At 71.2% G+C, this 26,621-nt stretch carries 25 protein-coding genes; 15 read left to right on the top strand and 10 right to left on the bottom strand.

The features are described from left to right. Positions 1 to 25 precede the first annotated feature (25 nt). The gene (locus tag IU369_RS16080) at positions 26 to 1,189 is read right to left on the bottom strand and encodes a murein hydrolase activator EnvC family protein (protein ID WP_217921995.1); all 1,164 of its coding nucleotides are present in this window, start codon (positions 1,187 to 1,189) and stop codon (positions 26 to 28) included. A gap of 982 nt (positions 1,190 to 2,171) precedes the next feature. Here IU369_RS16080 and IU369_RS16075 point away from each other — a divergent pair. Genes IU369_RS16075 through IU369_RS16060 form a run of 4 tightly spaced genes read left to right on the top strand, consistent with a single transcriptional unit; the run spans position 2,172 to position 5,399 of the window. Beyond that, positions 2,172 to 2,537 carry a hypothetical protein gene (locus IU369_RS16075; protein ID WP_217921994.1) on the top strand — a complete coding sequence of 122 codons (366 nt, stop codon included), beginning with the start codon at positions 2,172 to 2,174 and terminating at the stop codon, positions 2,535 to 2,537. Beyond that, positions 2,537 to 3,736 (top strand): tyrosinase family protein, encoded by a 1,200-nt coding sequence (locus tag IU369_RS16070; protein WP_217921993.1) that lies wholly within the window; start codon positions 2,537 to 2,539, stop codon positions 3,734 to 3,736. Before IU369_RS16075 ends, IU369_RS16070 begins: the two co-directional genes overlap by 1 nt. A gap of 6 nt (positions 3,737 to 3,742) precedes the next feature. Continuing rightward, entirely contained in the window at positions 3,743 to 4,456 is a 714-nt protein-coding gene (locus tag IU369_RS16065; RefSeq protein WP_217921992.1) for a hypothetical protein, read from the top strand. Then, entirely contained in the window at positions 4,449 to 5,399 is a 951-nt protein-coding gene (locus tag IU369_RS16060; RefSeq protein ID WP_217921991.1) for an ATP-grasp domain-containing protein, read from the top strand. Before IU369_RS16065 ends, IU369_RS16060 begins: the two co-directional genes overlap by 8 nt. Positions 5,400 to 5,601: 202 nt before the next feature. Here IU369_RS16060 and IU369_RS16055 read toward each other — a convergent pair whose 3' ends face one another. From IU369_RS16055 to IU369_RS16045, 3 genes are read right to left on the bottom strand one after another with little or no spacing between them, the layout of a single operon-like run. Continuing rightward, positions 5,602 to 7,851 carry a heavy metal translocating P-type ATPase gene (locus tag IU369_RS16055; RefSeq protein WP_217921990.1) on the bottom strand — a complete coding sequence of 750 codons (2,250 nt, stop codon included), beginning with the start codon at positions 7,849 to 7,851 and terminating at the stop codon, positions 5,602 to 5,604. Then, the gene (locus IU369_RS16050) at positions 7,848 to 8,714 is read right to left on the bottom strand and encodes a hypothetical protein (protein WP_217921989.1); all 867 of its coding nucleotides are present in this window, start codon (positions 8,712 to 8,714) and stop codon (positions 7,848 to 7,850) included. The genes IU369_RS16055 and IU369_RS16050 overlap by 4 nt, the downstream gene beginning before the upstream one ends. Beyond that, positions 8,711 to 8,917 (bottom strand): heavy-metal-associated domain-containing protein, encoded by a 207-nt coding sequence (locus tag IU369_RS16045; protein ID WP_217921988.1) that lies wholly within the window; start codon positions 8,915 to 8,917, stop codon positions 8,711 to 8,713. Before IU369_RS16045 ends, IU369_RS16050 begins: the two co-directional genes overlap by 4 nt. Before the next feature lie 79 nt (positions 8,918 to 8,996). Here IU369_RS16045 and IU369_RS16040 point away from each other — a divergent pair, with 79 nt between their 5' ends. The 3 genes from IU369_RS16040 (at position 8,997) to IU369_RS16030 (ending at position 12,270) form a co-directional block, all read left to right on the top strand. Next, positions 8,997 to 9,311, top strand: a complete 315-nt coding sequence (locus IU369_RS16040) for a metal-sensitive transcriptional regulator (RefSeq protein ID WP_217921987.1) — start codon at positions 8,997 to 8,999, stop codon at positions 9,309 to 9,311. Between the two features lie 4 nt (positions 9,312 to 9,315). After that, positions 9,316 to 11,724 (top strand): heavy metal translocating P-type ATPase, encoded by a 2,409-nt coding sequence (locus IU369_RS16035; protein ID WP_217921986.1) that lies wholly within the window; start codon positions 9,316 to 9,318, stop codon positions 11,722 to 11,724. Between the two features lie 228 nt (positions 11,725 to 11,952). Continuing rightward, a complete protein-coding gene (locus tag IU369_RS16030; protein WP_281426193.1) occupies positions 11,953 to 12,270 on the top strand; it encodes an ArsR/SmtB family transcription factor in 318 nt (105 codons plus the stop codon). A 79-nt stretch (positions 12,271 to 12,349) separates the two neighbouring features. Here the strand turns inward: IU369_RS16030 and IU369_RS23640 are convergent, their stop codons facing one another. Beyond that, entirely contained in the window at positions 12,350 to 12,484 is a 135-nt protein-coding gene (locus IU369_RS23640; RefSeq protein ID WP_281426258.1) for a hypothetical protein, read from the bottom strand. On the opposite strand from IU369_RS23640, the gene IU369_RS16025 reads away from it, so the two are divergent. After that, a complete protein-coding gene (locus IU369_RS16025; RefSeq protein WP_217921985.1) occupies positions 12,428 to 13,264 on the top strand; it encodes a cation diffusion facilitator family transporter in 837 nt (278 codons plus the stop codon). The two genes, IU369_RS23640 and IU369_RS16025, sit on opposite strands and share 57 nt — an antisense overlap. On the opposite strand, the gene IU369_RS16020 is transcribed toward IU369_RS16025, so the two are convergent. The 5 genes from IU369_RS16020 to IU369_RS16005 form a co-directional block, all read right to left on the bottom strand. Continuing rightward, positions 13,261 to 13,443 (bottom strand): hypothetical protein, encoded by a 183-nt coding sequence (locus IU369_RS16020; RefSeq protein ID WP_217921984.1) that lies wholly within the window; start codon positions 13,441 to 13,443, stop codon positions 13,261 to 13,263. The two genes, IU369_RS16025 and IU369_RS16020, sit on opposite strands and share 4 nt — an antisense overlap. 304 nt (positions 13,444 to 13,747) lie before the next feature. After that, positions 13,748 to 14,254 carry a hypothetical protein gene (locus IU369_RS16015; RefSeq protein WP_217921983.1) on the bottom strand — a complete coding sequence of 169 codons (507 nt, stop codon included), beginning with the start codon at positions 14,252 to 14,254 and terminating at the stop codon, positions 13,748 to 13,750. 1,131 nt (positions 14,255 to 15,385) lie between these two features. Further along, positions 15,386 to 15,511, bottom strand: a complete 126-nt coding sequence (locus IU369_RS23635; RefSeq protein WP_281426192.1) for a hypothetical protein — start codon at positions 15,509 to 15,511, stop codon at positions 15,386 to 15,388. 860 nt (positions 15,512 to 16,371) lie between these two features. Further along, on the bottom strand, positions 16,372 to 17,295 hold the full coding sequence (locus IU369_RS23630; protein WP_281426191.1) for a M23 family metallopeptidase: 924 nt from the start codon (positions 17,293 to 17,295) through the stop codon (positions 16,372 to 16,374). Between the two features lie 350 nt (positions 17,296 to 17,645). Next, positions 17,646 to 18,335: a DsbA family protein gene (locus tag IU369_RS16005; protein ID WP_217921981.1), complete on the bottom strand. Its 690-nt coding sequence runs from the start codon at positions 18,333 to 18,335 to the stop codon at positions 17,646 to 17,648. Positions 18,336 to 18,721: 386 nt separating this feature from the next. Between IU369_RS16005 and IU369_RS16000 the strand changes: the two genes are divergently transcribed. The 7 genes from IU369_RS16000 (at position 18,722) to IU369_RS15970 (ending at position 26,568) form a co-directional block, all read left to right on the top strand. Further along, positions 18,722 to 19,366, top strand: a complete 645-nt coding sequence (locus tag IU369_RS16000) for a DUF1775 domain-containing protein (protein ID WP_217921980.1) — start codon at positions 18,722 to 18,724, stop codon at positions 19,364 to 19,366. Further along, on the top strand, positions 19,366 to 20,820 hold the full coding sequence (locus IU369_RS15995; RefSeq protein WP_217921979.1) for a copper resistance CopC/CopD family protein: 1,455 nt from the start codon (positions 19,366 to 19,368) through the stop codon (positions 20,818 to 20,820). Before IU369_RS16000 ends, IU369_RS15995 begins: the two co-directional genes overlap by 1 nt. Positions 20,821 to 20,844: 24 nt before the next feature. Next, positions 20,845 to 21,057, top strand: a complete 213-nt coding sequence (locus IU369_RS15990; RefSeq protein ID WP_217921978.1) for a hypothetical protein — start codon at positions 20,845 to 20,847, stop codon at positions 21,055 to 21,057. A gap of 329 nt (positions 21,058 to 21,386) precedes the next feature. Next, entirely contained in the window at positions 21,387 to 22,157 is a 771-nt protein-coding gene (locus IU369_RS15985; RefSeq protein WP_217921977.1) for a multicopper oxidase domain-containing protein, read from the top strand. A 618-nt stretch (positions 22,158 to 22,775) separates the two neighbouring features. Further along, the gene (locus IU369_RS15980) at positions 22,776 to 23,153 is read left to right on the top strand and encodes an ArsR/SmtB family transcription factor (RefSeq protein WP_217921976.1); all 378 of its coding nucleotides are present in this window, start codon (positions 22,776 to 22,778) and stop codon (positions 23,151 to 23,153) included. Beyond that, on the top strand, positions 23,150 to 24,055 hold the full coding sequence (locus IU369_RS15975) for a cation diffusion facilitator family transporter (protein WP_217921975.1): 906 nt from the start codon (positions 23,150 to 23,152) through the stop codon (positions 24,053 to 24,055). Before IU369_RS15980 ends, IU369_RS15975 begins: the two co-directional genes overlap by 4 nt. Further along, on the top strand, positions 24,055 to 26,568 hold the full coding sequence (locus tag IU369_RS15970; protein WP_217921974.1) for a heavy metal translocating P-type ATPase: 2,514 nt from the start codon (positions 24,055 to 24,057) through the stop codon (positions 26,566 to 26,568). Before IU369_RS15975 ends, IU369_RS15970 begins: the two co-directional genes overlap by 1 nt. Positions 26,569 to 26,621: the final 53 nt, after the last annotated feature.

Raw genomic sequence — 26,621 nt, 5'->3', positions numbered from 1 at the left:
CCCGTAGCGAGGAGACTCGCTTCGATCACCCGACGCGCGGCCAGGCGCTGACGATGGGGTAGGGGCGGACCGGCCCACCCCCGCCGGGGTGGATCTCGAAATGGACGTGAGGCGACGTGCCCCGGGCATCGCCCGTGTCGCCGTTGTAGCCGAGCACCGTCCCCTTAGCCACGGCTGCCCCCTCCCGGGCGGCGGCGGTGTAGCCATCGAGGTGGGCGTAGAAGAACTCGGTGCCCCCCTCGTCGCGGAGCCAGAAGCGGTTGCCGCTGATCCCGCTGTAGCCGACGCGGAAGAGGGTGCCGTCGGCCACGGCGACGACGGGCGTGCCCCGTGCCGCGAAGAGGTCGATGCCCTCGTGGTAGCGACCGCCCGGCCGTGACGCCAGCCAGTCGTCCCCGAAGGTGCTCGGCCCGGCGAGCGGGTAGACGTGCGAGCCCCCGGGGACGGGGGCGGATGCGGCTCCGGCAGACGGAGACGCCGGCCCTGGTGAGACCGAGGGGGATGCGACCGACGTCGCCGCTGCGCGTCGGGCCTCCTCCTGGGCCTCCTTCTTCCGGGCCGCCAGACGAGCCAGGCGCGCCCGCTCCGCCGCGAGCAGGGTTCCGAGCTCTTCGCGAGCCCCCTCGAGGGCGCGACGCCTGGTGTCGAGCAGCGCCTCGACTCGGCGCCGCTGACTCTGCGCCTCCGCCAGCTCGCGACCGGCGACCACAGCGTCGGCGGCGAGTCGCGCGCGCAGCCGTTCGAGCGCCTGGCGTCTCTCCTTGACCTTCGCCACCACGGCAGCGTCGGAGGCCGCGGTCCGCTCGAGCAGATCCGTGACCGCGAGGACGTCGGCTAGGTCGCCGCTCTGCAGGAGGGCCTCGAAGGGATCCGGCGGTTCGCGGACGTAGAGGGCGACCATCCGCTCACCGAGGCGCTCCCGTGAGCTCCGCAGCTGCCGAGTCGTCAGCCGGACCTCGGTGCGGGTCTCGCCGATCCGCGTCGCCACGGCGTCCCTCCGGTCGAGCGCGGCGTTGTGAGCGGCGGCCGCCGCACCGGCCTCGGCGTCGACCGCCGACAGCTCGCGGTCCAGCTCGGCGACCTGCTGGCGCTTCGAGGCGATGTCACCCGGTGCCGACGCCGCCGGGACGGCCAGCGCCGCGACGACGACGAGGATCGCCGCGGGGACGGGTAGCCGATGCAGACGCATCCCGGCACGATCACCCTCAGATGTGACGAACTCGTGACGAGCGCGTCGATGCGAAACGCTTGCTTCAGAGCCGTTGCCTGTGGGCGACGGCGTCCGGTCCTCGAGAAGGATCGCCCAGGGTCCTCGACGGCGCTCTGCACGAGCCGGAGATGGGTGATTGGACCGAGGAGGACGAGCACTGGGAGGACGGTGAGGGCGAGGAGGTCGAACGCCGGGCCGAGGCCCGGCGACTGGCCGCCGAAGGCCAGCGCGACGATGCCGCTCGAGACCTTGAACAGGAAGAGCGCCGCCCGCCCGGCCGATTCGGAGATCGTCGCCGGGCGGGCGGTCTCAAGCGTGAAGTGCTTGGTGGTGAAGGCGAGCATCAGCCGATCCTGAGCCGCGGAATCCATCGACTCCACCACCCCCACCGGTTCCATGCCCAAGGCCTCAGAACGCGCCGGCCGGGGACCGCGCCGGGGCCGCGACGTCCGGCATCCGCGTACGCCCGATCCGGCACGACCAGCGTCGGACGTGCGCGGATCCCTAACCATCGCGTACCGACGGTACCCGCACGAACGGCGCCAATGTGTGCGCACGGAGAGGGGCCGGCTTGCGCCCGGCGGAACGGCGCAGGCACCGCGAGCTGGTCGTCAACGAAGACGCTGTACGGCGCCATCGCGATCCCGGCGACGAGCAGCTCTCCGCGCGACGTCCTCGGGGCGAGCCGCCCACGGCACGCGCCCACCAGTCGTTGGCTTCAGGCCTGCTCGGCGATCGGCGCGCGCCGCTCGGCGCCGACGGCAGGGATCGCCGGGCCCCTCCTTGGCGTTAGCCGGATCCCTCGCCGAAGGGACCGCAGCGTCGCCATCGCAGCGTTTGAGGCGTTCTCCTGGGAGGCGGTTTCACTTCCCGCGCCGCGCTCGGCGTCGGTGTTGACAGTCCCTCGCGTTCGGGCGCAGTCTCGGCGTGACGCCCCAGGAGGGAAAGCATGGCGCAGCACATGTCGTACAAGGGCACGGCCATCGCGATCGAGTACGAGGACGATGACCACATAACGGCGACCGTCGGCGAGCGGGTCGTCACGCTGACCCGGCATGAGGGCGAGGTCCGGGTCTGGGGTTGCCCGGAGGCCTACTTCATGTCCGACGACCCAGTGAGCGTCATCCGGCACCTCGTCGACTACGCCTACATCTTCAACAGCCCCGACTTCGCTCCCAGCGAGGGCCACGGCCACGGTGAGCGTCCGCCCGGCGGGGTGGTGTCGGCCCATCCGATGGCGGGAGCACCGGACGACGACCGACACGATGACGCCGCCGAGGGGAACGAGGGTAAGAAGCGTGGCGGCGGTCGTACAAGGAGGCGGTGATGGGTTGTCGGAAGAACCTCACCCGCCTGACGCTGTCGGAGCGCCAGGCGTTCGTCAACGCGGTGCTCCAGCTCAAGGCCAACGGGGGATACGACCGCTACGCGACGATGCACCAGGGGGGGCTCAACCACGGCCACTTCGGCCCGGCCTTCTTCCCGTGGCACCGTGAGCTACTTCGTCGTTTCGAGCTCGAGCTGCAGGCGATCGACTCGAGCGTGAACATCCCCTACTGGGACTGGACTGTCGCGAACCTCAACGCCGCGGGTACCGAGAGCCTCATCTGGCGCGACGACTTCATGGGCGGTCCGGGGAGTGGCGCGAACTTCGCCGTGGCAACCGGCCCCTTCACCGGTCCGGCCTGGAACCTCCGGCGCAACCGCTTCGACATCTTCCAGTTCCCCGGCGGCGGCGGGACCATCGCGGGTTTCGTCGACGAGTTCGACTACACGCTGATGCGCGGGCTCGAGAGCCCGCACGGCGCGTCGCACTCCTGGGTGGGGGGAACCGTCGGAGATATCGCCTTCGCTCCGCGGGATCCGGTCTTCTGGCTGATCCACTGCAACGTCGATCGCCTCTGGGCGGAGTGGACCGTCGCCAAGTCCGGCCAGGCGGGGTGGGTGCAGTACGCGCCCGCGTCCGGCGGCCCGAGCGGCCACAACCTGAACGACACCATGTGGCCGTGGAACGGCGGGACGAGCCCCTTCGGCATCCTCCCGTGGACGACGGTCCCCGAGAGCGTCCGACCCGCCGACCTGCTCGACCACCGGGTGCTCAACACGCTCTACGACACGATCGATCCTCCGTGCCGGGCGATCAAGCCGAAGGATCGCCTGCCCAAGGAGTTCATCAAGGAGCGCCTCCCGAAGGAGTTGATCAAGGATCGGCTCCCGAAGGAGTTCAAGGAGCGGCTGCCGAAGGAACTCATCAAGGACAAGGAGCGCGTCAAGGAGCGGCTGCCGAAGGAGCTGGTCAAGGACCGTGCCCCCAAGGAGCTCGGGAAGGACCGCGATCCGAAGGAGCTGAAGGACGTCCGCGAGGGCCCGAAGCGGTTCGCGCGCGAGGAGATCGGCCCCTTCATTCCCGAGGAGCTGCGACCGGATCTCACCCAGGCCGCGCTCGGCTTCGAGCCGGACCTCGCAGAGCTCCAGGAGGAGCTCATGCTGCGCGCCGAGGAACTGCGCGGCGGCGGCCCCTTCTAGCCCGCCGTGTGGCTTGCCATCTGCGAGCCACACGATGAGGCCGCGATCTGGGCCGTCGCGGGGCTGCGCCACCTCGGGGTCGCGCCGCTCGAGATCCTCCTGCCGGACGAGCTCGTTGTCGGCGCCCGGCTGGTCCACCGCCTCGACCGCGGCGGGCAGGCGAGCGTCGAGCTCGTCACCCGCCGCGGTGTGGAGGTCCGCTCCGGTGAGGTCCGAGGCGTCATCAACCGCACGACGCACGTCCCCCAGGCGGCCCTCGCGTCCCTCGGGGCGACTGACCGCGACTATGTGGCTGAGGAGATCACCGCGGCGCTCGCCAGCTGGATGGCGTCCCTGCCCTGCCCGGTGCTGAATCGGCCCAGCCCCGCCCTCCTGTGCGGTCCGTGGCGTTGGCCGGCGCAGTGGCGGTGGCTGGCAGCTCGCGTCGGCCTACCCGCCCGGGAGTGGAGCCGGGCCAGTTGGGATGACTCTCCCGCCCCGGAGCCGGTCGAGCGCGCCGCCGCCGTTGTCATCGGGGACGAGGTGACGGGATCCGTGCCGGACGAGCTTGCCGCCGGCTGTCGCGAGCTCGCCCATGCCGCCGGGGTCACCCTCCTCGGCGTAACCTTCGCGCGTGATCCCGGCGGCGAGTGGGCGCTCGAGGACGCGACCCCGCTCCCGGATCTCCGCCACGGCGGCCGGCCGGCCCTCGATGCGCTGCGGCGCGCGCTCGATGCCTGACGGCGCGACCGCCTCGGTCCTCCTCGTCGGCATTCCATCGGAGCCGCCGCTCGCGATGGTGGCCGCGGCCCTCGAGAAGCTGCGCCTGCCCTACGCCGTCGTCAACCAACGAGAGGTCGCGACGCTGGAGATGGGTGTCTCCGTCGATCGTGGGGAGACCGCCGGGGTCCTGCATGTCGCCGGGCAGCCGATCACTCTGGAGGACGTTAGGGGGGTCTACAACCGGGTCGTCGACCACCAGATCCTCCCGGAGCTGGCCGCGCTCCCTCCCGATGATGCGATGCGCCTCCGCGCCGACCGCCTGCACGAGGCGCTTGCCGTCTGGTGCGAACTGATGCCGGGCCGGGTGGTCAACCGACTCTCCGCCCAGGCCTCGAACGCCTCGAAGCCATACCAGGCGCGTCTCATCGCCGATCTCTTCGCCGTGCCTGAGACCCTCGTCACCAACGATCCGGACGAGGTGCTCGCCTTCAAGGAGATCCACGAGCGGGTCATCTACAAGTCCATCAGCGGTGCACGCTCGATCGTGCGCGAGCTGGACGGCGACGACCTCCGCCGCCTGGACCGCCTGGCCGTCTGTCCGGTCCAGTTCCAGGAACGCATCGACGGACTCGATGTCCGGGTCCACACGCTCTCCGACGGCGGCGTCTTCGCGACGGCGATCGAGAGCGGCAGCGCCGATTGGCGCTACGCCCACCATGAGCAGGGCGAGGCGCGAATGTTCCCCTTCGCCCTCGATGATGCGACAGCCGGTCGATGCCTGGAGCTCGCCGCGGGTCTCGGCCTCGACTTCGCTGGGATCGATCTGCGGATCACCCCCGACGGAGAGACCTACTGCTTCGAGGTCAACCCCAGTCCGGCCTACAGCGCGTTCGAGCAGGCGACGGGCCAGCCGATCTCTCTGGCGCTGGCGGGTTATCTCGCCGGCGCCGCACCGGTGTGACGCGGTAAATCGGTCCCACACGAGCAGGGCCAGCGCCTCGTGCCGAACGTCGCCGCCGCCGTCCGCGCCGCCGTGACGGGGAGCGCGTCGACGGGGACGCGGCCGTGCCTCCGCGTTCCTGTCTCGAGTCGCTCCTCTCAGGCACGCAACACCGACGGGCCGCGCAGCGGCGACCCGTCGGTGCCCAACCATGAGGCTGTGCTCACGCCCGCTGGAACCGGCGCAGGCGCAGCGAGTTGGAGACGACGAAGACGCTGGAGAGCGCCATCGCAACCCCCGCGACGACCGGGTTGAGGTACCCGAGCGCCGCGAGCGGCAGGGCCGCCACGTTGTAGGCGAAAGCCCAGAACAGGTTGGCCTTGATGGTCCCGAGCGTGCGCCGCGAGAGCCGGATGGCGTCGCCGGCCGATCGCAGGTCGCCCGACACGAGCGTGAGGTCGGATGCCTCGATCGCCACGTCGGTGCCGGTGCCGATCGCGAGGCCGAGGTCGGCCTGCGCGAGCGCCGGGGCGTCGTTGACGCCGTCGCCCACCATCGCCACCACGCGCCCCTCGGACTGCAGCCGACGCACCACCTCGGCCTTCTCGCCGGGCAGGACCTCGGCGATCACCTCGTCGATCCCGACCTCGGCGGATACGGCCCCCGCCGTCGCCTCGTTGTCGCCGGTTAAGAGGACAGGCCGCAGGCCGAGGTCCTTCAGACGGCGGATCGCCTCGGCGCTGGACGGCTTGACCGTGTCGGACACGATCAGAATCGCGCGCACCTTACCGTCCCAGGCGGCGGCGACCGCGGTGCGCCCGCTTGCCTGCGCCCGCTCCCGCGCCGCGGTGAGGGCGTCGTCCAGCGTCAGGCCCCAGTCGGCCAGCAGCGCCGGTCGCCCGACGACCACGCCGTGCCCCTCGACGACCCCCTCGACGCCGAGGCCCTCGCGGTTGGCAAAGCCCTCGGGCGGCGGCAGCGTGCTCAGCTCCTCGCGCGCCGCCCTTGCGATCGCTCGGGCGATTGGGTGCTCGGAGCCGTCCTCCAGGGCGCCGACGAGACGAAGGACCTCGGAGCGGTCCTCCCCCGGCGCGAGGGCGATGTCCACCAGCGCCATCTCGCCGCTCGTCACGGTGCCGGTCTTGTCGAGCACGACGGTGTCCACCCGGCGTGTCGACTCCAGCACCTCGAGGCCCTTGATCAGGATGCCGAGCTGGGCGCCGCGGCCCGTGCCCACCAGCAGCGCGGTGGGGGTGGCCAGCCCGAGGGCGCAGGGGCAGGCGATGATCAGCACCGCCACGGCGGCGGTGAAGGCGAAGGTCGCCCCCGCCCCGTTGGCAAGCCAGAACCCGAGGGTTCCCACCGACAGCGCGAGCACGATGGGCACGAAGACCGCCGAGATGCGGTCGGCCAGGCGCTGGATCGGGGCTTTGCCGGTCTGCGCCTCCGTCACGAGCCGTCCGATCTGCGCCAGGGCGGTGTCGGCGCCGACACGCGTCGCGCGCACGACCAGCCGACCGCCCGCGTTGATCGTCGCCCCGGCGACGGCGTCGCCCGGGCCGACCTCGACCGGCACGCTCTCGCCCGTGAGAAGCGACGCGTCAACCGCGGAGGATCCCTCCTCCACGACTCCGTCGGTGGCGATCCGCTCACCGGGGCGCACCACGAAGCGGTCGCCCACCGTGAGGTCGGCAATCGGCACGCGGCGCTCGGCGCCGTCGTCACCCAGCACGGAGGCCTCCTTGGCACCCAGCTCCAGGAGGGCCCGCAGGGCGGCGCCCGCGCTGCGCTTAGCGCGCACCTCGAAGTAGCGGCCGGCCAGCAGGAAGGTGGTCACGACGGTGGCCACCTCCAGGTAGATGTGGTCGGCGGCGGCGCCGGGGTCGACCACCAGGTTGAAGCCCATCCGCATGCCGGGATCACCGGCCCCGAGGAAGAAGAGCGCCACAAGCGACCAGGTCCAGGCTGCGAGGACGCCGATCGAGATGAGCGTGTCCATCGTCGCCGCGCCGTGGCGCAGGTTCGTCCAGGCGGCGCGGTGGAAGGGCCAGGCCCCCCAGATCACGACCGGGGTGGCCAGCTGCAGCGCGAGCCACTGCCAGTTGTCGAACTGCAGCGCAGGAATCATCGACATCAGGACCACGGGCACCGACAGCAGGGCTGACCAAGTCAGGCGGCGGCGAAGCGGGGCCGCGGGATCTGCCTCGTCCTCGCTCGAGGGGGCATCCGCGTCGGGAGTGGTCGGCAGTTGGGCGCTGTAGCCCACCTGCTCGACGGCCTCCACCAGGCGCTCGGGGGCGACGACGGCCGCGTCGAAGGTAACCGACGCCGTCTCGGTCGCGTAGTTCACCGACGCTTCGACGCCCTCCAGCCGGTTCAGTCGCTTCTCGATGCGCGCCGCGCACGAGGCGCAGGTCATCCCGGTGATGGGCAGCTCGACCCGCTCGGGGGAGGGGTTGGTCGTCGCGCTCATCGGGACACCTCCAGCGTGTGCGCGACGGTACGGGCGGCGCCGTCGTGGCGGAACTGCAGGAACAGACGGTAGCGCCCCGCCGAGGGCAGCTCGGCCCCGAAGCGGATCGTGCCCGCGGTGCCCGACTGCTCGGGGTGCACGTGCAGGAAGGCCAGGTCGCCCTCGCGAAGGGCCACCAGGTGGCCGTCCGCCCCCAGGTAGGGCTCGATGCGATCGAGGGGCTGGCCGTTGCGGGTCAGGTCGTAGGAAAGGTCGGCGGTTGCCCCCGCCGCGACGCCCTGCGCCGACAGGTCGGCCCGGTACCCCGCCGCCTCGTCGATCGGGGTCGGGGCGGGGAGCGGCCGCGGCGCGAAGGCGCCGGCGACGAACAGATCCGTCGCCAGGGTGGACGGACGGCCGCCCGTCGTGAAGTCGGCGTAGGCGCGGTAGACGCCCGCCTCGGGCAGCTCCAGGGCCACGGTCCAGGTGCCGTCCGCGCCGCGGCGCGGGTGCAGGTGCTGGTAGCCGCTCAGGTCGCGGCGGACGACGATGAGGTGCATCTCGCGCTCGTGCTCCACCTCGAAGTCCTTCACGGCGACGCCGTCGGCCGTCACAACGCGGAAGCTCCACCGCGTGGTCGCACCGCGGACGAGCGTCGTCGTGTCCGCCACTAGGCGCAGGTCGTCGTCGGCCACAGCGAGCCCCGGCGGGCCGTGCTCCGCGGCCGGCGCCACCGCGACAGGGACGTGCTCGCCGCCGTGGCCGCCGCCGTGGCCGTCGCCGGAGTCGCGAAGGGGATCGAGCGCCCCGCCCGCGAGGGCGGCCGCGCCGAAAGTGACCCCCAGGACCGCAGCGAAGGCGGCCATGCGGACGGGTGTCCTCACGACCGCACCTCGTACCCGGCCTCGTCGACCGCGGTCGCGACGGCGCCGTCGTCGACGGCGTCGCCGCGTACCACCATCCGGCCGGTGGCGAGATCGACCTCGACCTCGTCAACGCCGGCGAGGGCGCCAACCTCCTCCAACACCGCGACGCGGCAATGACCGCAGGTCATGCCGTCCACGTGATACGTGCGCTCGTCCGACATCGCGGTCGTCTCCTTACTGGGGGGGAGTAACTGACGACGCCATCTTGAATACTCCCCCCATGTATGTCAAGGTCGCCCCATGACGAATTCCCAGAACACCCCAAGACTCACCGACCCCGGGTACGCCGCGGCCGGCGCGAAGAGCGGGATCCTCAAGCGTCTGCGCCGCGTGGAGGGGCAGGTGCGCGGGATTGCCGGGATGGTCGAGGACGACCGCTACTGCCTCGACGTGCTCCAACAGATCAGCGCGGCCCAGGCGGCGCTCGATAAGGTCGCCCTGGCGCTGGTGGACGAGCACACCCGCCATTGCGTCCTGGGCGCCGCAACCGAGAACCAGGAGGAGATGCGCGCCGAGCTGATGACGGCGCTCACCCGCCTGGTCGGGCGGAGGTAGCCCGATGAGCACCCCCACCGGCCGGACGGCCGCGGACACCGCGCTGCGCACGGAGGTCATCCACGTCGGCGGGCTGCACTACGCCAGCGAGAAGGACGTCGTCGAGCGGATGCTCGGGCACCGGCCCGGAGTGATTGCGATCGAGGCGAACCCGGTCGCGCAGACGGCGACCGTCACCTACGACCCCGGCCGCACCTCTGTTCCGGACTTGAGCGCCTGGGTCAAGGAGTGCGGCTACCACTGCGCGGGGCGCTCGGTCCCCGGCCACGTCTGCGACCCGATGGGCGACGACGTGGACGAAGGGGCCGCTGGTCACGACGGGGCGGTCCACCGTGCCGACGAGGCGCACGGCGGCGGCCACGGCGGACATGCCGGCATGTCGATGGACGGCATGGCCCGCGACATGCGCAACCGGGTTCTGGTGGCCCTGCTCTTCGCGATCCCGATCGTGCTCTGGTCGCCCCTGGGCACGGACGTGCTCGGGCTCGATCTCGGCACCCCGTTCGGGATCGACCGCGACGTCCTGCAGCTGATCCTCAGCCTGCCGGTCGTCTTCTACTCGTCGTGGATCTTCTTCCACGGGGCGTGGATCGCGCTTCGTGCACGCACCCTCGACATGATGGTGCTGGTCGCCGTGGCGATCGGCGCGGGATGGATCTACTCGGTCGCCGCGACGTTCTGGATCGAGGGCGAGGTCTTCTACGAGGCCGCCGCGTTGCTCGCCACCTTCGTCCTGCTCGGGCACTGGCTCGAGATGCGCGCCCGTGGAGGCGCCAACGACGCCATCCGGGCCTTGCTCGACCTAGCCCCGGCGATCGCCCTCGTCATCCGCGACGGGGAGCCGGTCGAGGTGCCGACGGCCGACCTGGTGGTCGGCGACCTCCTGCTCATCCGGCCGGGGGCGAAGGTCCCCGTGGACGCCGAGGTGCTCGAGGGGGAGAGCGAGGTCGACGAGTCGACCGTCACGGGCGAGAGCGTCCCGGTCGCCAAGGGCCCCGGCTCCGCGCTGGTCGGCGCCACCATCAACACCACCGGGACGCTGCGCGCCCGGGCCACCGCCGTCGGGGCCGACACCGCCCTCGCGCAGATCGTCGCGATGGTGCAGGAGGCGCAGAACTCGAAGGCCCCGGGCCAGCGCCTGGCTGACCGGGCGGCGTTCTGGCTCGTCTTCGTGGCGTTGATCGGCGGCCTCGCGACGTTCCTCGCCTGGTACGTCGTCGTGGGCCGGCCGGTCGAGGAGGCGTTGCTCTTCGCCATCACCGTCGTCGTGATCACGTGCCCCGACGCCCTCGGCCTCGCGACGCCAATGGCGATCATGGTCGGCATGGGCCTCGGCGCGCGCCGCGGCATCCTCGTCAAGAACGCCGTCGCCCTCGAACAGGCCGCGGCCGTGGACACGGCCGTGTTCGACAAGACCGGCACTCTCACCAAAGGCGAGCCGAGCGTCGTCGGCGTGATCACCGCCGACGGCGTCGCCGAGGACGATCTCCTGCGCGCGGTCGCGGCCGTCGAGCGCGAGAGTGAGCACCCTCTCGCGCAGGCGATCGTGGTGGACGCACGGGACCGCGGACTCGAGGTCCCAGTCGCCGAGCGGTTCGACAGCGTGCCCGGCCACGGGGCGGTTGCACACGTCGGCGGCCGGCGGGTCGCCGTCGGGAACACACGTCTGCTGCGCCGCGAGGGTGTTCCCGAGAGCGAACTCGAACGACGGGCGGACGAACTCGCCCGTGAGGGCCGCACCGTCGTCCTCGTCGCGGTCGACGGGACGGCTGTGGGAGCGATCGCGCTGGCCGACGCGGGGCGCCCCAGCGCGGCTCAGGCCGTCGGCGCCCTGAGAGAGCTCGAGGTCCGCTCGGTGATGCTGACCGGCGACAGCCGCGCAACCGCCGCCCGGGTCGCGGGGGAGGTGGGGATAGACGAGGTGCTGGCCGAGGTCCTGCCCGGCGACAAGGCGGCGACGGTCGCGGGGCTGCAGGCCGAGGGCCGCCGGGTCGCCATGGTCGGCGACGGCGTCAACGACGCGCCCGCGCTGGCTCAGGCCGACGTCGGCATCGCCATCGGCACCGGCACCGACGTCGCCGTCGAGACGGCCGACATCGTGCTCATGCGCTCGGACCCCCTCGACGTAGCGACGGCGGTTGCGATCGCCCGCGGGACCGTGCGGAAGATGCGTCAGAACCTCGCCTGGGCGATCGGCTACAACTCGCTTGCCCTGCCGATCGCTGCCGGCGTCTTCGAGCCCTGGGGTCTGACGCTACGCCCCGAGATCGCGGCGATAACGATGGCCGGCTCGAGCATCATCGTCGCCCTGAACGCCCTCGCGCTGAAGCGGCTACCACTCCCCTCGGAATCGGGCGACGACCGCTCGCCCTCCCCGCCGGCGCCCGTTGAGGTCGCGCCTATGCCTGGCTGAACCGTGCGGGATCGGCCCGGGAGCCCGTCGGACCGTCTTGCCGCCCTGTCGGACGGGTCCGCACCGTCGGGGTTCTCCGCGGTGAAGGAAGCACAGAGCTCTTCCCCTGGCCGCCGTGGTGGGCTGCAGTCGTCGATCACTAGACAGATCGCATGATTGACTGTTCATGTAAGCTTGTTTATAACGGGACACGGTCACGACCTCGGGCGCCACCCGATCGATCACGTCGTGGCCACGGAGATCGCGCGTGTCATGCAGGCCCTCGCGACGCCGAGCCGCGTGATGATCCTCGGGCGGCTCCGCGAGTCGGAGTGCACGGTCACCGAGCTCGCCGCCCACCTCGGCATGGAGCAGTCGGCGGTGTCGCACCAGTTGAGGGTGCTGCGCCTGCTCGGCCTGGTCGCCGGTGCCCGGGACGGACGGACGGTCGTCTACGCCCTGCACGACGACCACGTCGCCGAGCTGCTCGACCAGGCCGTCTCCCACACCGAGCACACCCGGCTCGGGCTCGCGGCGACACCCGGCCACCGCCGGGTCGTCGCGTGATCGGCCGCGTGCGTCGGAGGGGGGCCGCGTCCGGCCACGAGGAACACGGCCACCACAGGCATGACCCCACGCATAGGCATCACGGGCCGCACGGGCACCGCCACGGGACCGTGGATCCGGCGATCGCCTCGTCGGAGCGCGGGCTCTGGGCCTTGGAGTGGTCGCTCGTGGGACTCGGGGTGACGGCCGCGCTCCAGGTCGTGATCGTCGTCATCACCGGCTCCGTCGCCCTCCTGGCGGACACGGTCCGCAACGTCGGCGACGCCCTCTCGGCGGTGCCCTCGTCATCGCCTTCCTGCTCTCACACCGGCCCCCGACGGCTCGCTTCCCCTTCGGACTGCACCGCTCCGAGGACCTCGCTGGCCTCGTCATCATCGGGCTGATCCTATTCTCCGCCGTCTTCGCGGCCTACGAGTCCATCCGGCGCCTGTTCGACCCGCAGAACGTGCAGTTGCTCTGGGCGGTCGCGCTCGCAGGGGTGATCGGCGTCGTCGGCAACGAGGCGGTGGCGATCTTCCGCATCCGGGTGGGCCGCCAGATCGGCTCGGCGGCCCTCGTCGCCGACGGGTACCACGCACGGACCGACGGGTTCACCTCCCTCGCGGTCGTCGTCGGCGCGATCGGCGTCGCGTTCGGCTGGCCCGCCGCCGACCCCGTCGTCGGCCTGCTGATCCGCGCGGTCATCCTGAAGATCGTCTGGGATGCGGCGAAGAGCATCGGCGAGCGGCTGCTCGACGGGGTCGATCCTGCGGTCGCGGAGCGGATCCGCGACGTGGCGGCCGGAACCGAGGGTGTGCGGGGGCTACCCGGGGTGCGGGCCCGTTGGCAGGGGCACGTGATCAGGGCCGAGATCGACGCCGAGGTCGATGGCGGCATGGACGTCGCCGAGGGCCACCGGATCAGCGAGCGCGTCACCGAGCGCCTCCGCGACGAGGTGGAGTTCTTCGGCGAGGCGATCGTCCGCACCGCCCCGGCGCGGCCGAGGTCCTCCTAGGCGAGCACCTCGGCCAGCGGACCGACGGGTGCGCAGACCCCGACCACCGGGAGCATGCTCGCCCGGAAGCGCTGGACCGCCACGAACGCGGCGGCGGGGGCGATCGCCCGCGAAGGACCGGCTGTGCGGGGGTTGCGTAACCGCCAGTCGGACGGGTCGAGCCCGCGGCGGGCCGGCAAAGCGTCGCTACTGGCTGGGCCTCCCGCGCGGGTCCGGGCGGCGGCGTCGGCTCACGCCCGGCGGCGCGTTCGAGCGCAGCAATGGATGCTTAGGACCTTGGGCGAACTCTCGGGCCGCGGGGTCTCATGTTGCGCCCCGAGATTGCGGCGGTGACGATGGTCGGCTTGAGGATGATCGTCGCCCTCAACGCCTTCGCGCTGAAGCGGCTACCGCTTTCTACCAAGCGGGCGAGGATCGGTCGTCCTCGGCGCCCGCCACCGGCGACCTCGCGCCAGCGACGGGCGCGAGCCGTCGGGGGAGCCCTCAGGAAACCGGCCGCACCCGCTTCACCCGCCGCTGTCCGTAGCGGGTCATCCCCTTCGGCTTGAACACCGACGGCGCCACGGCGGCCATCAGCAGCACGAGAGCTCCTCCGGAATGGAGCACGGCGGACCCGCTTTTAAGCCCGCCGGCGAGGCGGTGTGCGTCGGCAGCCGTCCGGGATGTGTCGGCGAGTCCCGCGATCGTCTGGCTGTAGGTAAACAGGACGACGACGCCGAGGATTGTAAGCGCGAGCTTGACTACTATCCTTAAGAGCCCCCATGGGGTCGTCAGCGACTGCACAACGCCGGTCAACAGCGTCGCGAGGCTCAGGGGGATGAGGCTGTGGCGAGCGATGAACTGCATCGCCGGGTACGCCACGCCCACTGTCTCAACCTGGTCGCTCGTGAGGGCGATAACCGCGAGCGCGAGCGAGCTCACCACCGCCCCGAGCCAGCCGACCGAGACGACAACATGGACGGTCAAGGTGACCTTCCGGCGACCGCTCAAGGGACCATCACGCCAAGACGGTGGCTTCGGCGGCCAGCGAATTGTCATCTGGTGCCAGGGAGTGCCGGCCGGGGCCGTGGTCGCCCGCGCTGGTCAAGAGGAGGACGGCCAACACGATCAGGGCTGCGAGGACGATGACGGCGCAATCTTGACCTACCGAGGGACGCCCTCGAGCTCATCGGCCTCGTCCTGTCGTCGTGCCGCATCATCTTCGTCGCTCATCTGGCCCCCTCGACCCGGCTGCGGTCAGCCCCCTGCAGCATAGTTCCGGCCGAGTGTGACGACCTGATGACGAGCCGCGCAATCGCTCGTACTCAGTGGGCCTTGTCGGCTTCCTCCGGCACGGCGACCGGACCGCTCCAACGGTCGCAAGCATCGACACGTCCGGCTGACGGGGCAGGAGGCGGCATGCCGACGGACTTACCCCCCTCGGCGGCGTCGGCCCGGTCGCGACGTGACGCGACGGGTCTGCCGATGTGCCGAGCGCGGCCCTCGTCGACCGGGGTCAGTCGGTCGTGCGGCGCTGTCCTCAGCATTGCGGCGGCCGGCGTGATCTGAGCGTCCTGAGCGACGACGTCCGGCTCGCGGCCGGACCCCGACTGCTAGGCCGACGATCTCGGCCTCCTCCTCTACGACGACCCCAGCCGGCCGAAGACACCGTCGCCGCCCATGGGATGTGCGTCACGAGGGGCGACGTCCCGCCTCATCGCCCTCGGTGCCGTCGCGAGATCATTGCGATGCCGGCCCGCGCTCGCCAAGGCCGCCGCATGGCTGATTCCGTCAACGACCATCGCGGGTGTCCGTCGTGCCACAGTGGCTCTGCCGATCGTCCGGGCGCGGGCCACGAGCTCCGCCGCCTCGACGGAGTGCTCGCGGCTGTGCTCGTTTAGCACCCGCGACCAGCATGACCCGGTCGGGGTCGGGCGCGAAGGACGTGCCGACGGCAGCATGAGTGTGCTCAAGAGCGAGCCGCAGCTCGTAGCCGTCTGGCCATCCATCGGTGCCCTCGCGGCCCGTCCCCCCTGAGGCCGCTCGCGTGACGAACCGATGACGGCGCGACTCGCCCACACCCCTCAGCGGTTTCCTACGGACGCATCTCGCTAGGGCGGAGGCGTACCCTCGAACCATGACTCAGTCGAAAAGAACGATGCTGGTGTGTATCGCGGTCGTCCTCCTCGGGGTCGCTCTCGCCGTGGCTTTCGCGAACCCGGCCTTTCTCCTCTTCCTGATCCCCTGCATGCTCATGATGGGCGTCATGGTGTGGATGATGATGGGAGGCGTAGGAGGGATGGGCGGGCGAGGAAAACGGTAGTGAGCTTGGCGGGCGTGAGCTTTGGCATTGAATCGCCCAGGAGCGCCGCCTGTCAGTTTCGTAGTCCCCCTACGAAATGCTCGACCGGAGGCTGAGCCGCGCTGATTGCCTCCACTCGACGTCCCTGACATGCGGCTCCGACCAGCTGCGCCTTGACCGCCTCTTCGAGCGGGCCGCGCCCAGCTACGACCTTCAGCTCCTGTGAGCGACGCGCCCTCAGGACCGCGGCCGGTCGGCGCGCGGCAGCCGTCAAGTGGCCCGCCCGCGGGCCGCCCGTAATGTCCGCCCGTGATCCGGCCCCCCTCCGAGCGCAGGGCGCACTGCTCGCACGTAGGCGTTTAGACCCGCTCATGCTCAGCACTTGGACCACGACGCTAGTTCACGACGCGTTCACCTCTGGCCTCTCCCGATGGGCGGGCCGCCGTGAGGTCATCTCGCCCGGGGGCGGATGTCCGTCCGCGGAGCCACGACCCATTGGACGACGGACCACCCCGGTCGGGCTCCCGCCCGCACCGGGATCACAACACGGCCGGCGTCGCTTGAGCGAGCCGCACCTTCCGTCCGATCTCTATCCCGTCCACCTCGGCTGCCTCCGAGATGCGCGGAGTGGTTCAACCATGACGCGCGCCGGTAGGCCGGCAGGCGATCCCCTTCAGCGGCAGCGTGCCGACCAACCCTGTGTGGGTTCCCCGGCCGAGACGAGGACTGCGACCCACGCGGCGGCCATGAGCGACCGCGTCGCGCCTGACGAAGCGACGGCGCGGCTTGGCGGTACAGGACGCGCCGCGCCGCACAGTCCGCTGATCTAGCGCGCCTCTGCGGAATGGTCGGGGTCCGCCCCGACGAGCTCCGGGTACGGGTTGAACGGCGTCCAGTCCCTGCGGACCTCGAAGTGGACGTGAGTCGCCCCGAAGCGGGCGTCCCCGCTGTTCCCGACGGTGCCGACGACCTGACCCACCGCCACGGGGGAGCCGAGGTCGAGGCCCTCGGCGACCGACTGCATGTGGGCGTAGTAGAACTGGATGCCGTCGGGGCGTCGGAGCCAGAGGTAGATCCCCCCGAGGCCACTCTCCGTCCGCGAGATCTTGGAGATCACGCCCGAGTCGGCCGCCACGAGCGGGGTGTGCCGGTCGGCCAGGATGTCCGTGCCCTCGTGGCCACCCTGCCCTCGGGGGGCTCCCCAGTCGTTCGAGTACGCGTGATCACCGGCCACCGGGAACACCTTCACGTAGAGGCCCCCCGCCGGCCGCACGCTCCTCGGTCCGGCCGCCGCGGCGGTGCGGACGCGGATTCCCAGCCGCCGGAGCAGACGCGCGTCGCCCACGCCGGTCGGTCGCAGGCCGAGTCGGCGCTGCAGGCCACGGAGAGCCCCCTTGGTGGCAGGTCCGAAGGAGCCGTCCACGGCGATACGGAAGCCCCGCCGACGCAACTCGCGCTGCAGGTCGCGGACGAGCGGGCCGGAGGACCCAAGCTGGATACGCAGGGAGGCCCTCGCGACCGCGGCCGGCGCCGTGGTCGGGGGAACCGTGGCGGGGGGTGCCGCCGCCGGCGCAGGCGGTGGGGCGGGTGGGGCTACGGCGGATGGGCTCGGGACTTCGACTTCAACGGCCAGGACGGGCGCCCCGGTGGCGAGGGCGGAGAGCCCGGCGAGTGCCGCGACGACTGCGCCGCGGACGGGGGCGTTCGACGTTCTCCTCCGGATGGTCCGGCTCCTTCTGTCGATGCTCACGCCGGGACCGCCCGTAGAACACAGGGCGATCCGGGAGCGACCGGGGTCGTTCGGGAACGGGGGCACTGTACGAGCGGGCCGGGGCGTAGGTCAAGGACGGCCCCAGGTCGCCATCGCCGGCCCTCGGCCGAGGAGGCGTCTGCCGGGAAGGACCTAGTCTTCCCGGAGATCGGAGAAGAGCCGCTCCGGGCGCGCGGCGAACATCTCCGTGCGGCCGCAGCGCACACACGTCTCCGCCCGGATCGCACTGACACGAGCGGACGGCACCATCGTCCGCCGGCGCTTGAGCGACACGATCCCCGAGACGACCGTCTCCTCGATGCGTGCTCCGCATGAACTGCAGACATTGTTCACGAGGGCCCCACCTCCTTAATCGCGTTCCGGAACTCGGCGACGTCAGCAACCCCCTTCACGACCTTGAGGCCGCGCGGGCCGCGAATGATGAAGGTCGGCGTCGCGCGGACCTCGTCGGCCTCGGCCGCGGCCGCTCGCTCGGCGACCTGTTGCCGGATCGCAGGTGAGCGGTAGTCGCGTCTCCATGCCGCGACATCCAGACTGAGCGCGGTCACGGCCTGCTCGAGGAGGTCATCCGTCAACCAATCGGTCCTCTCGTCGCCCTGACTCCGGTAGAGGAGCCCGATCAATGGCCACATCGCGTCCTGCTCGGCGGCGGCTTCCGCGGCGAGCGCTCCGCGCTCGGAACTCGGACCGATGAACGCGATCGGACGGAATTCGAGGGTGGCGTCCCCCGCGCGAACGAACTCGGCGATGACATCGGGGACGGTCGTGTCGGCGGCGGCTTTGCACGCCGGGCACGCGAGGTCTCCGTACTCGACGATCTGGACCGGTGCGTCCGGTGAGCCGAGGGCGTTTCCGCGCTGAGCTACCCCCGCGAGTTCCTCCCTGACGGCGCCGACACCGACGAGCGTCGCCGCCGTCCCTTCCGCGTCCGCCTCGTCCCTCGAGAGGCTGATCGCGAGGAGGGCCGCGACAACCGCGGTCGCAATGGCGACCATGACCAAGACCTGTCGTGTGCTCATCGCCCGAGCCTACGGCCGCCAAGACATCCCATGAGGGAGCGCTGCCTTGCGCTTCACGAGTTCGTTGCAATTGCCGACTAGCGTGGTGCCAGGTGTCCGCCATGCGCGGAGGGTGGGCGCTCGGCCCGCGCAAGCCCGCTACGACGATAAGAACACAGGTGTCACGCTCGTGGAGACCACCGTATGAAGGCCGACGCGGCGCTGGGTCAGCGTGCAGACGCCGGCGAGGATCCTCCCTCCCGCTGCGGGGGCGGTACGCTGGTTCCGGGGGAAGCGACCGGGACGGACTCTCTGTCGCGGTCGAGGACGACCCAGGCGGTCGGCGAGTGACGGGTCCCGGTTGGGGGCGTGCGCCGAACGGCCCACGTCGTCATCTGCTCAGAGCGGTGCGCACAGGGGTCCTTGTGCTCGGCGTCATCGCCCTGATGGCGGTGGGGGCGGGCCCCGCAGTCGGGCACGTCGATGTCCTTCCCTCGGAAGTGGCCGCGGGATCAGCGGAGAAGTTCACGATCCGAGTGCCGTCCGAACGCGCCGAGGACACCGTCGCGGTGAGGGTCTCGTTCCCGACGCAGATCTCCGTGTACTCCGTCAACCCCGCCGCCGGCTGGACAGCGCGGATCCTCTACCGACCCGACCGGCGCATGAGGGGCGTGATCTTCCGAGGCGGCCGCATCGGCGAGGACCAGTTCCAGGAATTCGAGGTCCTCGGCACCCCGCAGGAGGCAGGATCGGCCGTCTGGAAGACGACACAGACCTACTCCGACGGCGTCGTCAAGCCATGGACGGGACCGCCAGAGGCGCTCGGCGACGCCGCGCAGGAGACGGGTCCGGAGGCTCCCGGGCCCGCTTCAGCCACCGAGATCCGGGTGGCCGGATCGGAGGGGCCACCCGCCGCCGAGGGTGATGGCTCTGGATCCTCGGACGACTACTGGCTCGGCCTCGTCGCGATCGGCGTGTCCATCCTCGCCGTGGTGGGCGTCGGGCTGCTCTGGGCGACGCGACCCGCTCGACTCCCGGAAGACGACGGTTGATGCGCCGGACCACCCCGCCGAGGCGACTTTCGGTCGCCGAGAGGACCCTGGCGACCGCGCTCCTCGCGATGACCGGCCTCCTCCTGTTCGCCGCGACGGCCCTCGGCCACGCGACACTCGCGAACTCCACGCCCTCGAGCGACGCACGCCTGTCCGCCGCTCCGCCGGCCGTGACGCTCACCTTCACCGAGCCGGTCCAACTGCTGGAGCCTGATGACGCCGACGTCGTCGACGAGGAGGGGACGACGGTCAGCAAGGGGGGCAGCATCGCGGCGCGGGACGCCAGAGTCCTGGAGATGCCGCTCCAACCGGACCTGGCCGACGGGACGTACACCGTCCGGTACCGGATCATCGGGGCCGATTCCCACGTCATCCCGGGCGTCTTCGTCTTCGGGGTGGGTGGCGGAGAGCTCGCCGAGCCGTACCTGGAGGGGTCGCCGGAGCGAGGGCCCTCGGAGACGGGCATCTGGGGGGTCAGCTCGAGGTTCCTGCAGCTGGTGGGCCTCGGGGGGCTCCTCGGCCTCCTGGCCTTCCGGTGGCTGGTGTGGGCTCCTGTCTTGAACCGGACGACCGTCCTCGATGAGGGGGAGCGCGTCGCCGTCCTCTCCTGGGGGCGGGACGCCTACTGGATCGGCTTCGGTTGCCTCGCGGTCGGCGCGATGCTCGCCGAGGGGTACCTCTTGATCGTTCAGAGCGCCGGCGTGCTCGGCGTGGGTGTCCTGCCTGCCCTCGGGGACGCCAACGGCGTCGCCCAAGTTCTTGGCGGGACGGATTTCGGCTCCCTCGTCCAGTTGCGGGGCGCGATCCTGTTCGGGGTCTTCGCCCTCGGGACCGTGTTGTTCCTGCGGGAGTTCGGCGCATCCTCAGATCCGAAGCCGCCGCAGGCGGGGTACGGCCGTTCCGGCTCGGCGGCTCTCGCCGTCCTGTTGCTCGCGGTGATGACTGGCGTCGCCGCGCAAGGGCACCCACGGGTCGCGGCTGTGCCCGCTCTGCAGATCTCCGCGCAGATCGCCCATCTCGCGGTTGTCGCCGTCTGGATCAGCGGTCTGGCTCTGCTCGCGATTGTCTTCCTCCGGGTGCCGGCGGCCGCCCCTCGGGGCGGCCCGGTCCTCTCCGCGCAGATCCTCGGCCGCTTCTCCCGCGTCGCTCTGATCGCCGTCGGGGTGGCGGTCGCGACGGGTGCCCTGCGGTCGGTGTCCGAGCTGGGCGATCCGGCGGAGCTGTGGGAGACCGGATACGGCCGCAGCATCCTCTACAAGCTCCTGCTCCTCTGTCCCATCGGGTTCCTGGCGCTCTACAACCGCCGCATCATCACGGCCCTGCGCCGCGTGGAGCGGCCGAACCGGGCCACGCTGCGGCGTGTCCGCCTTCTGGCCACCGCCGAGCTCGGCCTGTCGATCGCGGTCGTCATCATCGCCTCCCTCCTCGTCGCGCAGCCGCCGGGGGCGTCGTGAGCAGTCCACCGGCGTGACTCCGGGGTGAGCACCGGCGACCAGGGTGGGCTGGCGCGTGCGGTTCGCAGGGGGTTTGGCTGGTCGTGGGTGGTCGTGATCGCTGTAGGCGCCGCGGCGTCGGCTCTCGACCTCCGGCTCGACGCGATCCTCATGGTCGGCACTCTCGGGCTCGCCGTCGTCGTCATCGCGATGCTTGTGGCCGCGGTGAGCCGGGGCCAGACCGACCACGACCGTTGACCAACGCGGGTCGCACGCGATCAACGCACCCGTGGCCGGTTACGGCGAGCGGAGAAGCACGATCGATGGGGCGCGAGCGGTATGGTCAGGACACCTGCCGCCAACCGACGCACTAGCGTGCGGACATGCCACTTCCGTCGTTCACCCGTCGCAGACTGATCACCGCCGCCGCGGGCGGAGGCGCGCTTGCGCTGCTCGGCGGGGCGAGGCCCAATGGCACGCCAGAGGCGAGCGCAACCCCGTTCCGTCCCTCGGGCCGTGTCCTGCACTACTGGGTCGCCGCGGTCAGCACGACCTGGGACATGGCACCCAATGGGCGCGATGCGGTGATGAACGAGCCGGTCGCCGCGGAGGCCCACCGCTTCCCCGCCCTCGTCTACCGCCGCTTCACCCCCGGTTGGCGGCGGCCGTGGCCGAACCGCCAGAGCGGTGACAACGGTGGCATCCCGGGTCCGACGATCCGTGCAGAGGTCGGCGATCGCGTCCTCGTGCACTTCAAGAACCTGGACGCCGCCAACCGGTGGCCCCACTCGATGCACTTCCACGCGTTCCGGTACGCGCCCGGCAGTGACGGGGCGTTCATCCCCCACGTGAGCGGCCGCGGGGGGGCCGTCCCGTACGGGCAGTCGTTCACCTACGAGCTGCTCGCGTTACCCGACTCGCACGGGGTCTGGCCGTACCACGACCACTCCCACTTCATGCACGAGTCGATCATGGCCGGCATGTACGGCACGATCGTCATCACCCGGCCGCAGGACCCGAAGCCCGATCGCGAGTTCGTCGTCTACTTCGCGGCCCACGGGGGGATGGACACGATCAACGGCCGGGCGTTCATCGGCAACACGCCGACGTTCAAGGCCCGCGTCGGCGAGCTCGTGCAGTGGGACGTCCTCACCATCGGGGACCTGTTCCACACGTTCCACATCCACGGACATCGCTGGATGCGGAACGGGATCCCCGTGGACTCCGAGGACCTCGGTCCATCGAGCACCCGTCTCGTGCGGTTCCGTGAGGAGGAGCCCGGCACCTGGTACTACCATTGCCACGTCGAGTCGCACATGCGCAACGGCATGATCGGGCTCTACCGCGTCACTGCCTGAGCGACCAGTGAGACCTCGCCACGGGTAACCCCGAAGGGGCTCAACCGGTTCACGTGCGAGGTGCCCGAGGGGCTCCAAGCCCGGGCATCATGGCTTCGGGACAAGCCTTGGCCCCGCGACTCACTCGCGACCGACCGGAGCGACGGCCGGGTTGATCTCGTCGGCGTCCGCAACCCCACCACGACAACCCCGCCGCGTGAACGCCCGACCATGAAGGTGGGCGTCGCCTCGACGCCGGCCGCTCGCACCGCGCCAGAACGGTCAGCGAAATCCTCACGGATCTCGGCGTAGGCGTAGACGCGCCGCCGCGGCCGAGCGTCGAGTCGGATCGCCGAGACCGACCGCGCTAGAAGCTGGTTGGTCGACGCGTCGCTGCTCTCCTCGCTCTGATGCGGTAAAGGCGGCTGATGAGGGACCGCATCGCCGTGTGTTCGGCGGCTTCGGCGGCGAGCGCGCCACGTTCGTGCGGCGCCGGTTGCGCTTGCGTCCCTACGCCGGCGGTGACCCGGCGCCCACCACCGGAACCGACTCTCGCCATACCCCCGAGCCGGGCGCGGTGGGCGGCATTGGGGCCGGAGCCTTCGGGACGCGGAGAGCGTTCGTGATACCTTCACGTCTGTGAAGATATCCACAGGATCGAACCCAGGGGGCGAGGTCTGCGAGGCGCCGCGGCTCGCTGACGGCGGCCTCGATGATTTACGTTCGGCGCTTCCGGAGGCGGCCGCGCTGGATCTCGCCGAGACCTTCCGGCTGCTCTCAGATGCCGGCCGGCTGAGGTTGATCGCGGCGTTGCTCGCTGCGGACGAGCTCTGTGTCTGCGACCTGGCCGAGGCAAGCGGCCTTTCCCAGACGGCCTGCTCGCACAACCTGCGCCTGCTCCGCGCCCAACGGCTCGTCCGTTACCGCAGACAGGGCCGGAACGTCTACTACACCCTCGACGACGACCACATCCGCACGCTGCTCGACGTGGCGCTCCAGCATGTGACCCACGGGTGAGCGCCGACCACGAGCACACGACGGCGATCAGCGCCTCGGGCCGCCACAAGCGGCCGCTCCTGATCGCGCTCCTCCTGACCGCGTCCTTCCTGGTCGTGGAGGTGGTGGTCGGTTTCTCCATCGGTTCGCTGGCGCTGATCTCCGACGCCGGACACATGCTGACCGATGTGGCGGGGCTGGGGATGGCACTGGCGGCGATCCAGGTGGCCCAGAGCGTGCGCTCGCCCGCCGCGACATTCGGTCTCTACCGGCTCGAGGTACTCGCGGCTCTTGCGAACGCCGTCCTCCTCTTCGGCGTCGCCGCCTACGTGTTGTACGAGGCATGGCGGCGCTTCGAGGATCCGACGGACGTGCCGGGCGCGTGGCTGCTCGTGGTGGCGACGATCGGTCTCGTCGTCAACGTCGTGTCGTTCCTCCTCCTCCGTCGAGGTGCTGCGGCGAGCCTGAACGTCCGTGGCGCCTCCCTGGAGGTCCTCTCCGACCTGCTCGGCTCGCTGGGCGTGATCGTCGCCGCCATCGTGCTGATGGCGACGGGTTGGCCCTACATCGATCCGATCGTCGGCGTGGCGATCGGACTGTTCATCCTGCCGCGCGCATACCGCCTCGGCCGGGAAGCCCTGCGCGTGCTGTTGCAGATCGCCCCGTCGGAGGTCGATGTCGCGGACCTCGAGCGCCGGCTCGCCTCGGTCGCGGGGGTCTCGGGCGTCCACAACCTGCACGTGTGGACGCTCACGTCCGGCATGCGCGTTGCGAGCGGCCACCTCGACGTCACCGCCGACGCCGACGCCGGAACCGTCCTGGAGCACGCCACGGCGGTCGTCAGGGACGAGGCGGGGATCGAGCACGTGACCCTGCAGATCGAGTCGCCCGGGTTCGACGATGCGAAGGAGATGATGATCTGATGGCGCCTGCCGCCGCGGTGGAGTTGACGATGACGGACCCGGGGGACTGTCGGGCGTGCGCCGACAGGCTGCGGGAGGGCCTCTCCAACCATCGGGGGATCGTCGGCGTGGAGCCGATCGCCGGCCGTGACGCGATCATGGTCAGCTACGACCCCGATCTCTGCTCGCTCGACTGCCTCGACGCGACCGCGAAGGAACTCCGGATCGACCTCGAGGGGGCCTACCAGCACCGGGTCTGCCGTCTCGAGGGCATGGACTGCGCCGACTGCGCGCAGACGATCGAGCGGGCCGTGACGCGGATGGACGGCGTCACCAACGTCGCGGTCAGCTTCCCCGCGTCGACCATGCGGGTGGAGTACCAGCCGGCGGTCATCGACTTTCCGCGCATCGCTGGGCGGGTCGGTCGGCTCGGCTACCAGGTGGAGGGCGCCGGGGAGCAGGGTTCTCGTCGCCGGCTCGCGACCTGGGCGAACCGCGAGCACACGACGATGCTCGCCGCCGTCCTGCTCGGCCTGGCTCTCCTCGTCGATTTCGCGACCGGGCTGACGGCGATCCCGCTCTACGCCGCCGCCGCCCTCGTCGGCGGACTCCCCCTCGCCCGCTCCGGGGTGGCGGCGTTGCTCGCGACGCGACGGCCCGACATCAACCTGCTGATGACCATCGCCGTCATCGGCGCCGCGGTGATCGGCGCGTGGCTCGAGGCCGCACTCGTCGTCGTCCTGTTCGCGACCGGCGAGCTGCTCGAGTCCCGCGCGGTCGACCGGGCACGGCGCGAGCTGGCGAGCCTCGTCTCGCTCGCCCCCGAGACGGCACGCGTGCGACGCAGACGGGGCAGCGGCCCCCTCGCGCTCGTGCAGGAGATCGATGTCGACGTCGCCGAGGTGATGGTCGGCGAGGTCGTCATCATCCGCCCGGGTGAGCGCATTCCCATCGACGGCGTGGTGCGCGAGGGGGCATCCGCGGTCGACCAGGCACCGATCACCGGCGAATCCACGCCGGTCGACAAGGTCGTCGGCGATCCGGTGTTCGCCGGCACGCTCAACGCGCAGGGCTTGCTCGTCGTGCAGACCACGACCGCCCCGGGCGACACCACGCTCGCACGCATCGGCAAGCTGGTGACCGAGGCACAGGGGCGGAAGTCGCCGTCCGAGCGCTGGGTCGATGCCTTCGCGCGCTGGTACACGCCGGCGGTCGTGGGCGCCGCGGTTCTCGTCGCGACGGTGCCGACGCTCCTCGGCGTCGACTTCTCGGCATCGTTCTACGCCGCTCTGGCGCTCCTGATCCTCGCATGCCCGTGCGCTCTCGTGATCTCCACCCCCGTCGCGATCGTGTCCGCCCTCGGCCGCGCTTCCGCCGCCGGCGTCCTGGTCAAGGGCGGCGCCCACCTCGAGCAGGCCGCTTCCATCCGGGCCGTCGCGTTCGACAAGACGGGCACGCTCACCGAGGGCCGCCCAAGGGTGGCTGCGATCGAGGTGATGGAGGGAAGCGAGGAGGACCTCCTCGGCGTGGCCGCGACCCTCGAGGCGGGCTCCGAGCACCCGCTCGCGCGCGCGATCGTGCAGGAGGCCCGCGATCGGGGCGTCTCGGTCGGGGCGGTCGAGGGATTCGAGGCCCTCACCGGACTCGGCGCGCGGGGCCGCATCGACGGGCGCACCGTCGTGATCGGCGACCCGCGTCTGTTCGGGACGCTGCCCGGCGCGGTCGTGGACGCCGTGGACGCCCTCCGTGCCCGCGCGCAGACGGCGGTGGTGGTGGGCGTCGACGACACGGTCCTCGGGGCGATCGGCATCGCGGACACGCTCCGGGGAGAAGCCTCCGAGGCCGTCTCCGACCTGCGTCGGCTCGGCGTCGGATCGATCGTTCTCCTCACGGGCGACAACGCGAAGACGGCGGCTGCGATGGCCGCCGCGGCCGGGATCGACGATGTTCGGGCGAGCCTGTTGCCGCAGGACAAGGCGGCGGCCATCGCCGAGCTCGGAGACGGGGTCGCCATGGTCGGCGACGGCGTGAACGACGCGCCGGCCCTCGCCGCCGCCAGCATCGGTTTCGCGATGGGCAGCGCCGGAAGCGACACCGCGATTGAGGTCGCCGACGTGGCGATCATGGGGGACGACCCGCGCAAGGTGGCCGGCCTGATCGGCCTCTCGCGCTGGACGAAGTCCGTCGTGCGACAGAACATCGCGTTCTCGCTTGGAACGAAGCTGATCGCGGCCGGGATCCTCGCGGCCGGTGCGCTGCCGCTCTGGGGCGCCGTGGTCGCGGACGTCGGCGCGAGTCTGGTCGTCGTCGTCAACGGCCTGCGGCTGATCCGGGGTCGCCCAGCCGGATCGCTTCGCTCCGTGCCGCTCCTGCAACCGGCGTCGAAGCAACCGCAACCCGTCGATGTCGGGCCGGGGGGCGCGTGTGACGCGACCGCGCACGCCGGCGGCTGCTGCGAGCCCAAGGCTGCGGCGCATGACCACGCCGACCACCTCGCCGGCAACCACGACCCGAAGGAATCGCTCCGCGGGTGACGGTACCGTCACGACGCCATGGCCCGAAGGACGGGGGTGATGCTCGTCGGGAT

The sequence above is a fragment of the Miltoncostaea oceani genome, from assembly GCF_018141545.1.
Classification (GTDB): Bacteria; Actinomycetota; Thermoleophilia; order Miltoncostaeales; family Miltoncostaeaceae; genus Miltoncostaea; species Miltoncostaea oceani.
The sequence above is the reverse complement of the archived record's forward strand: the minus strand, read 5'-3'. Positions and strand labels throughout refer to the sequence as shown.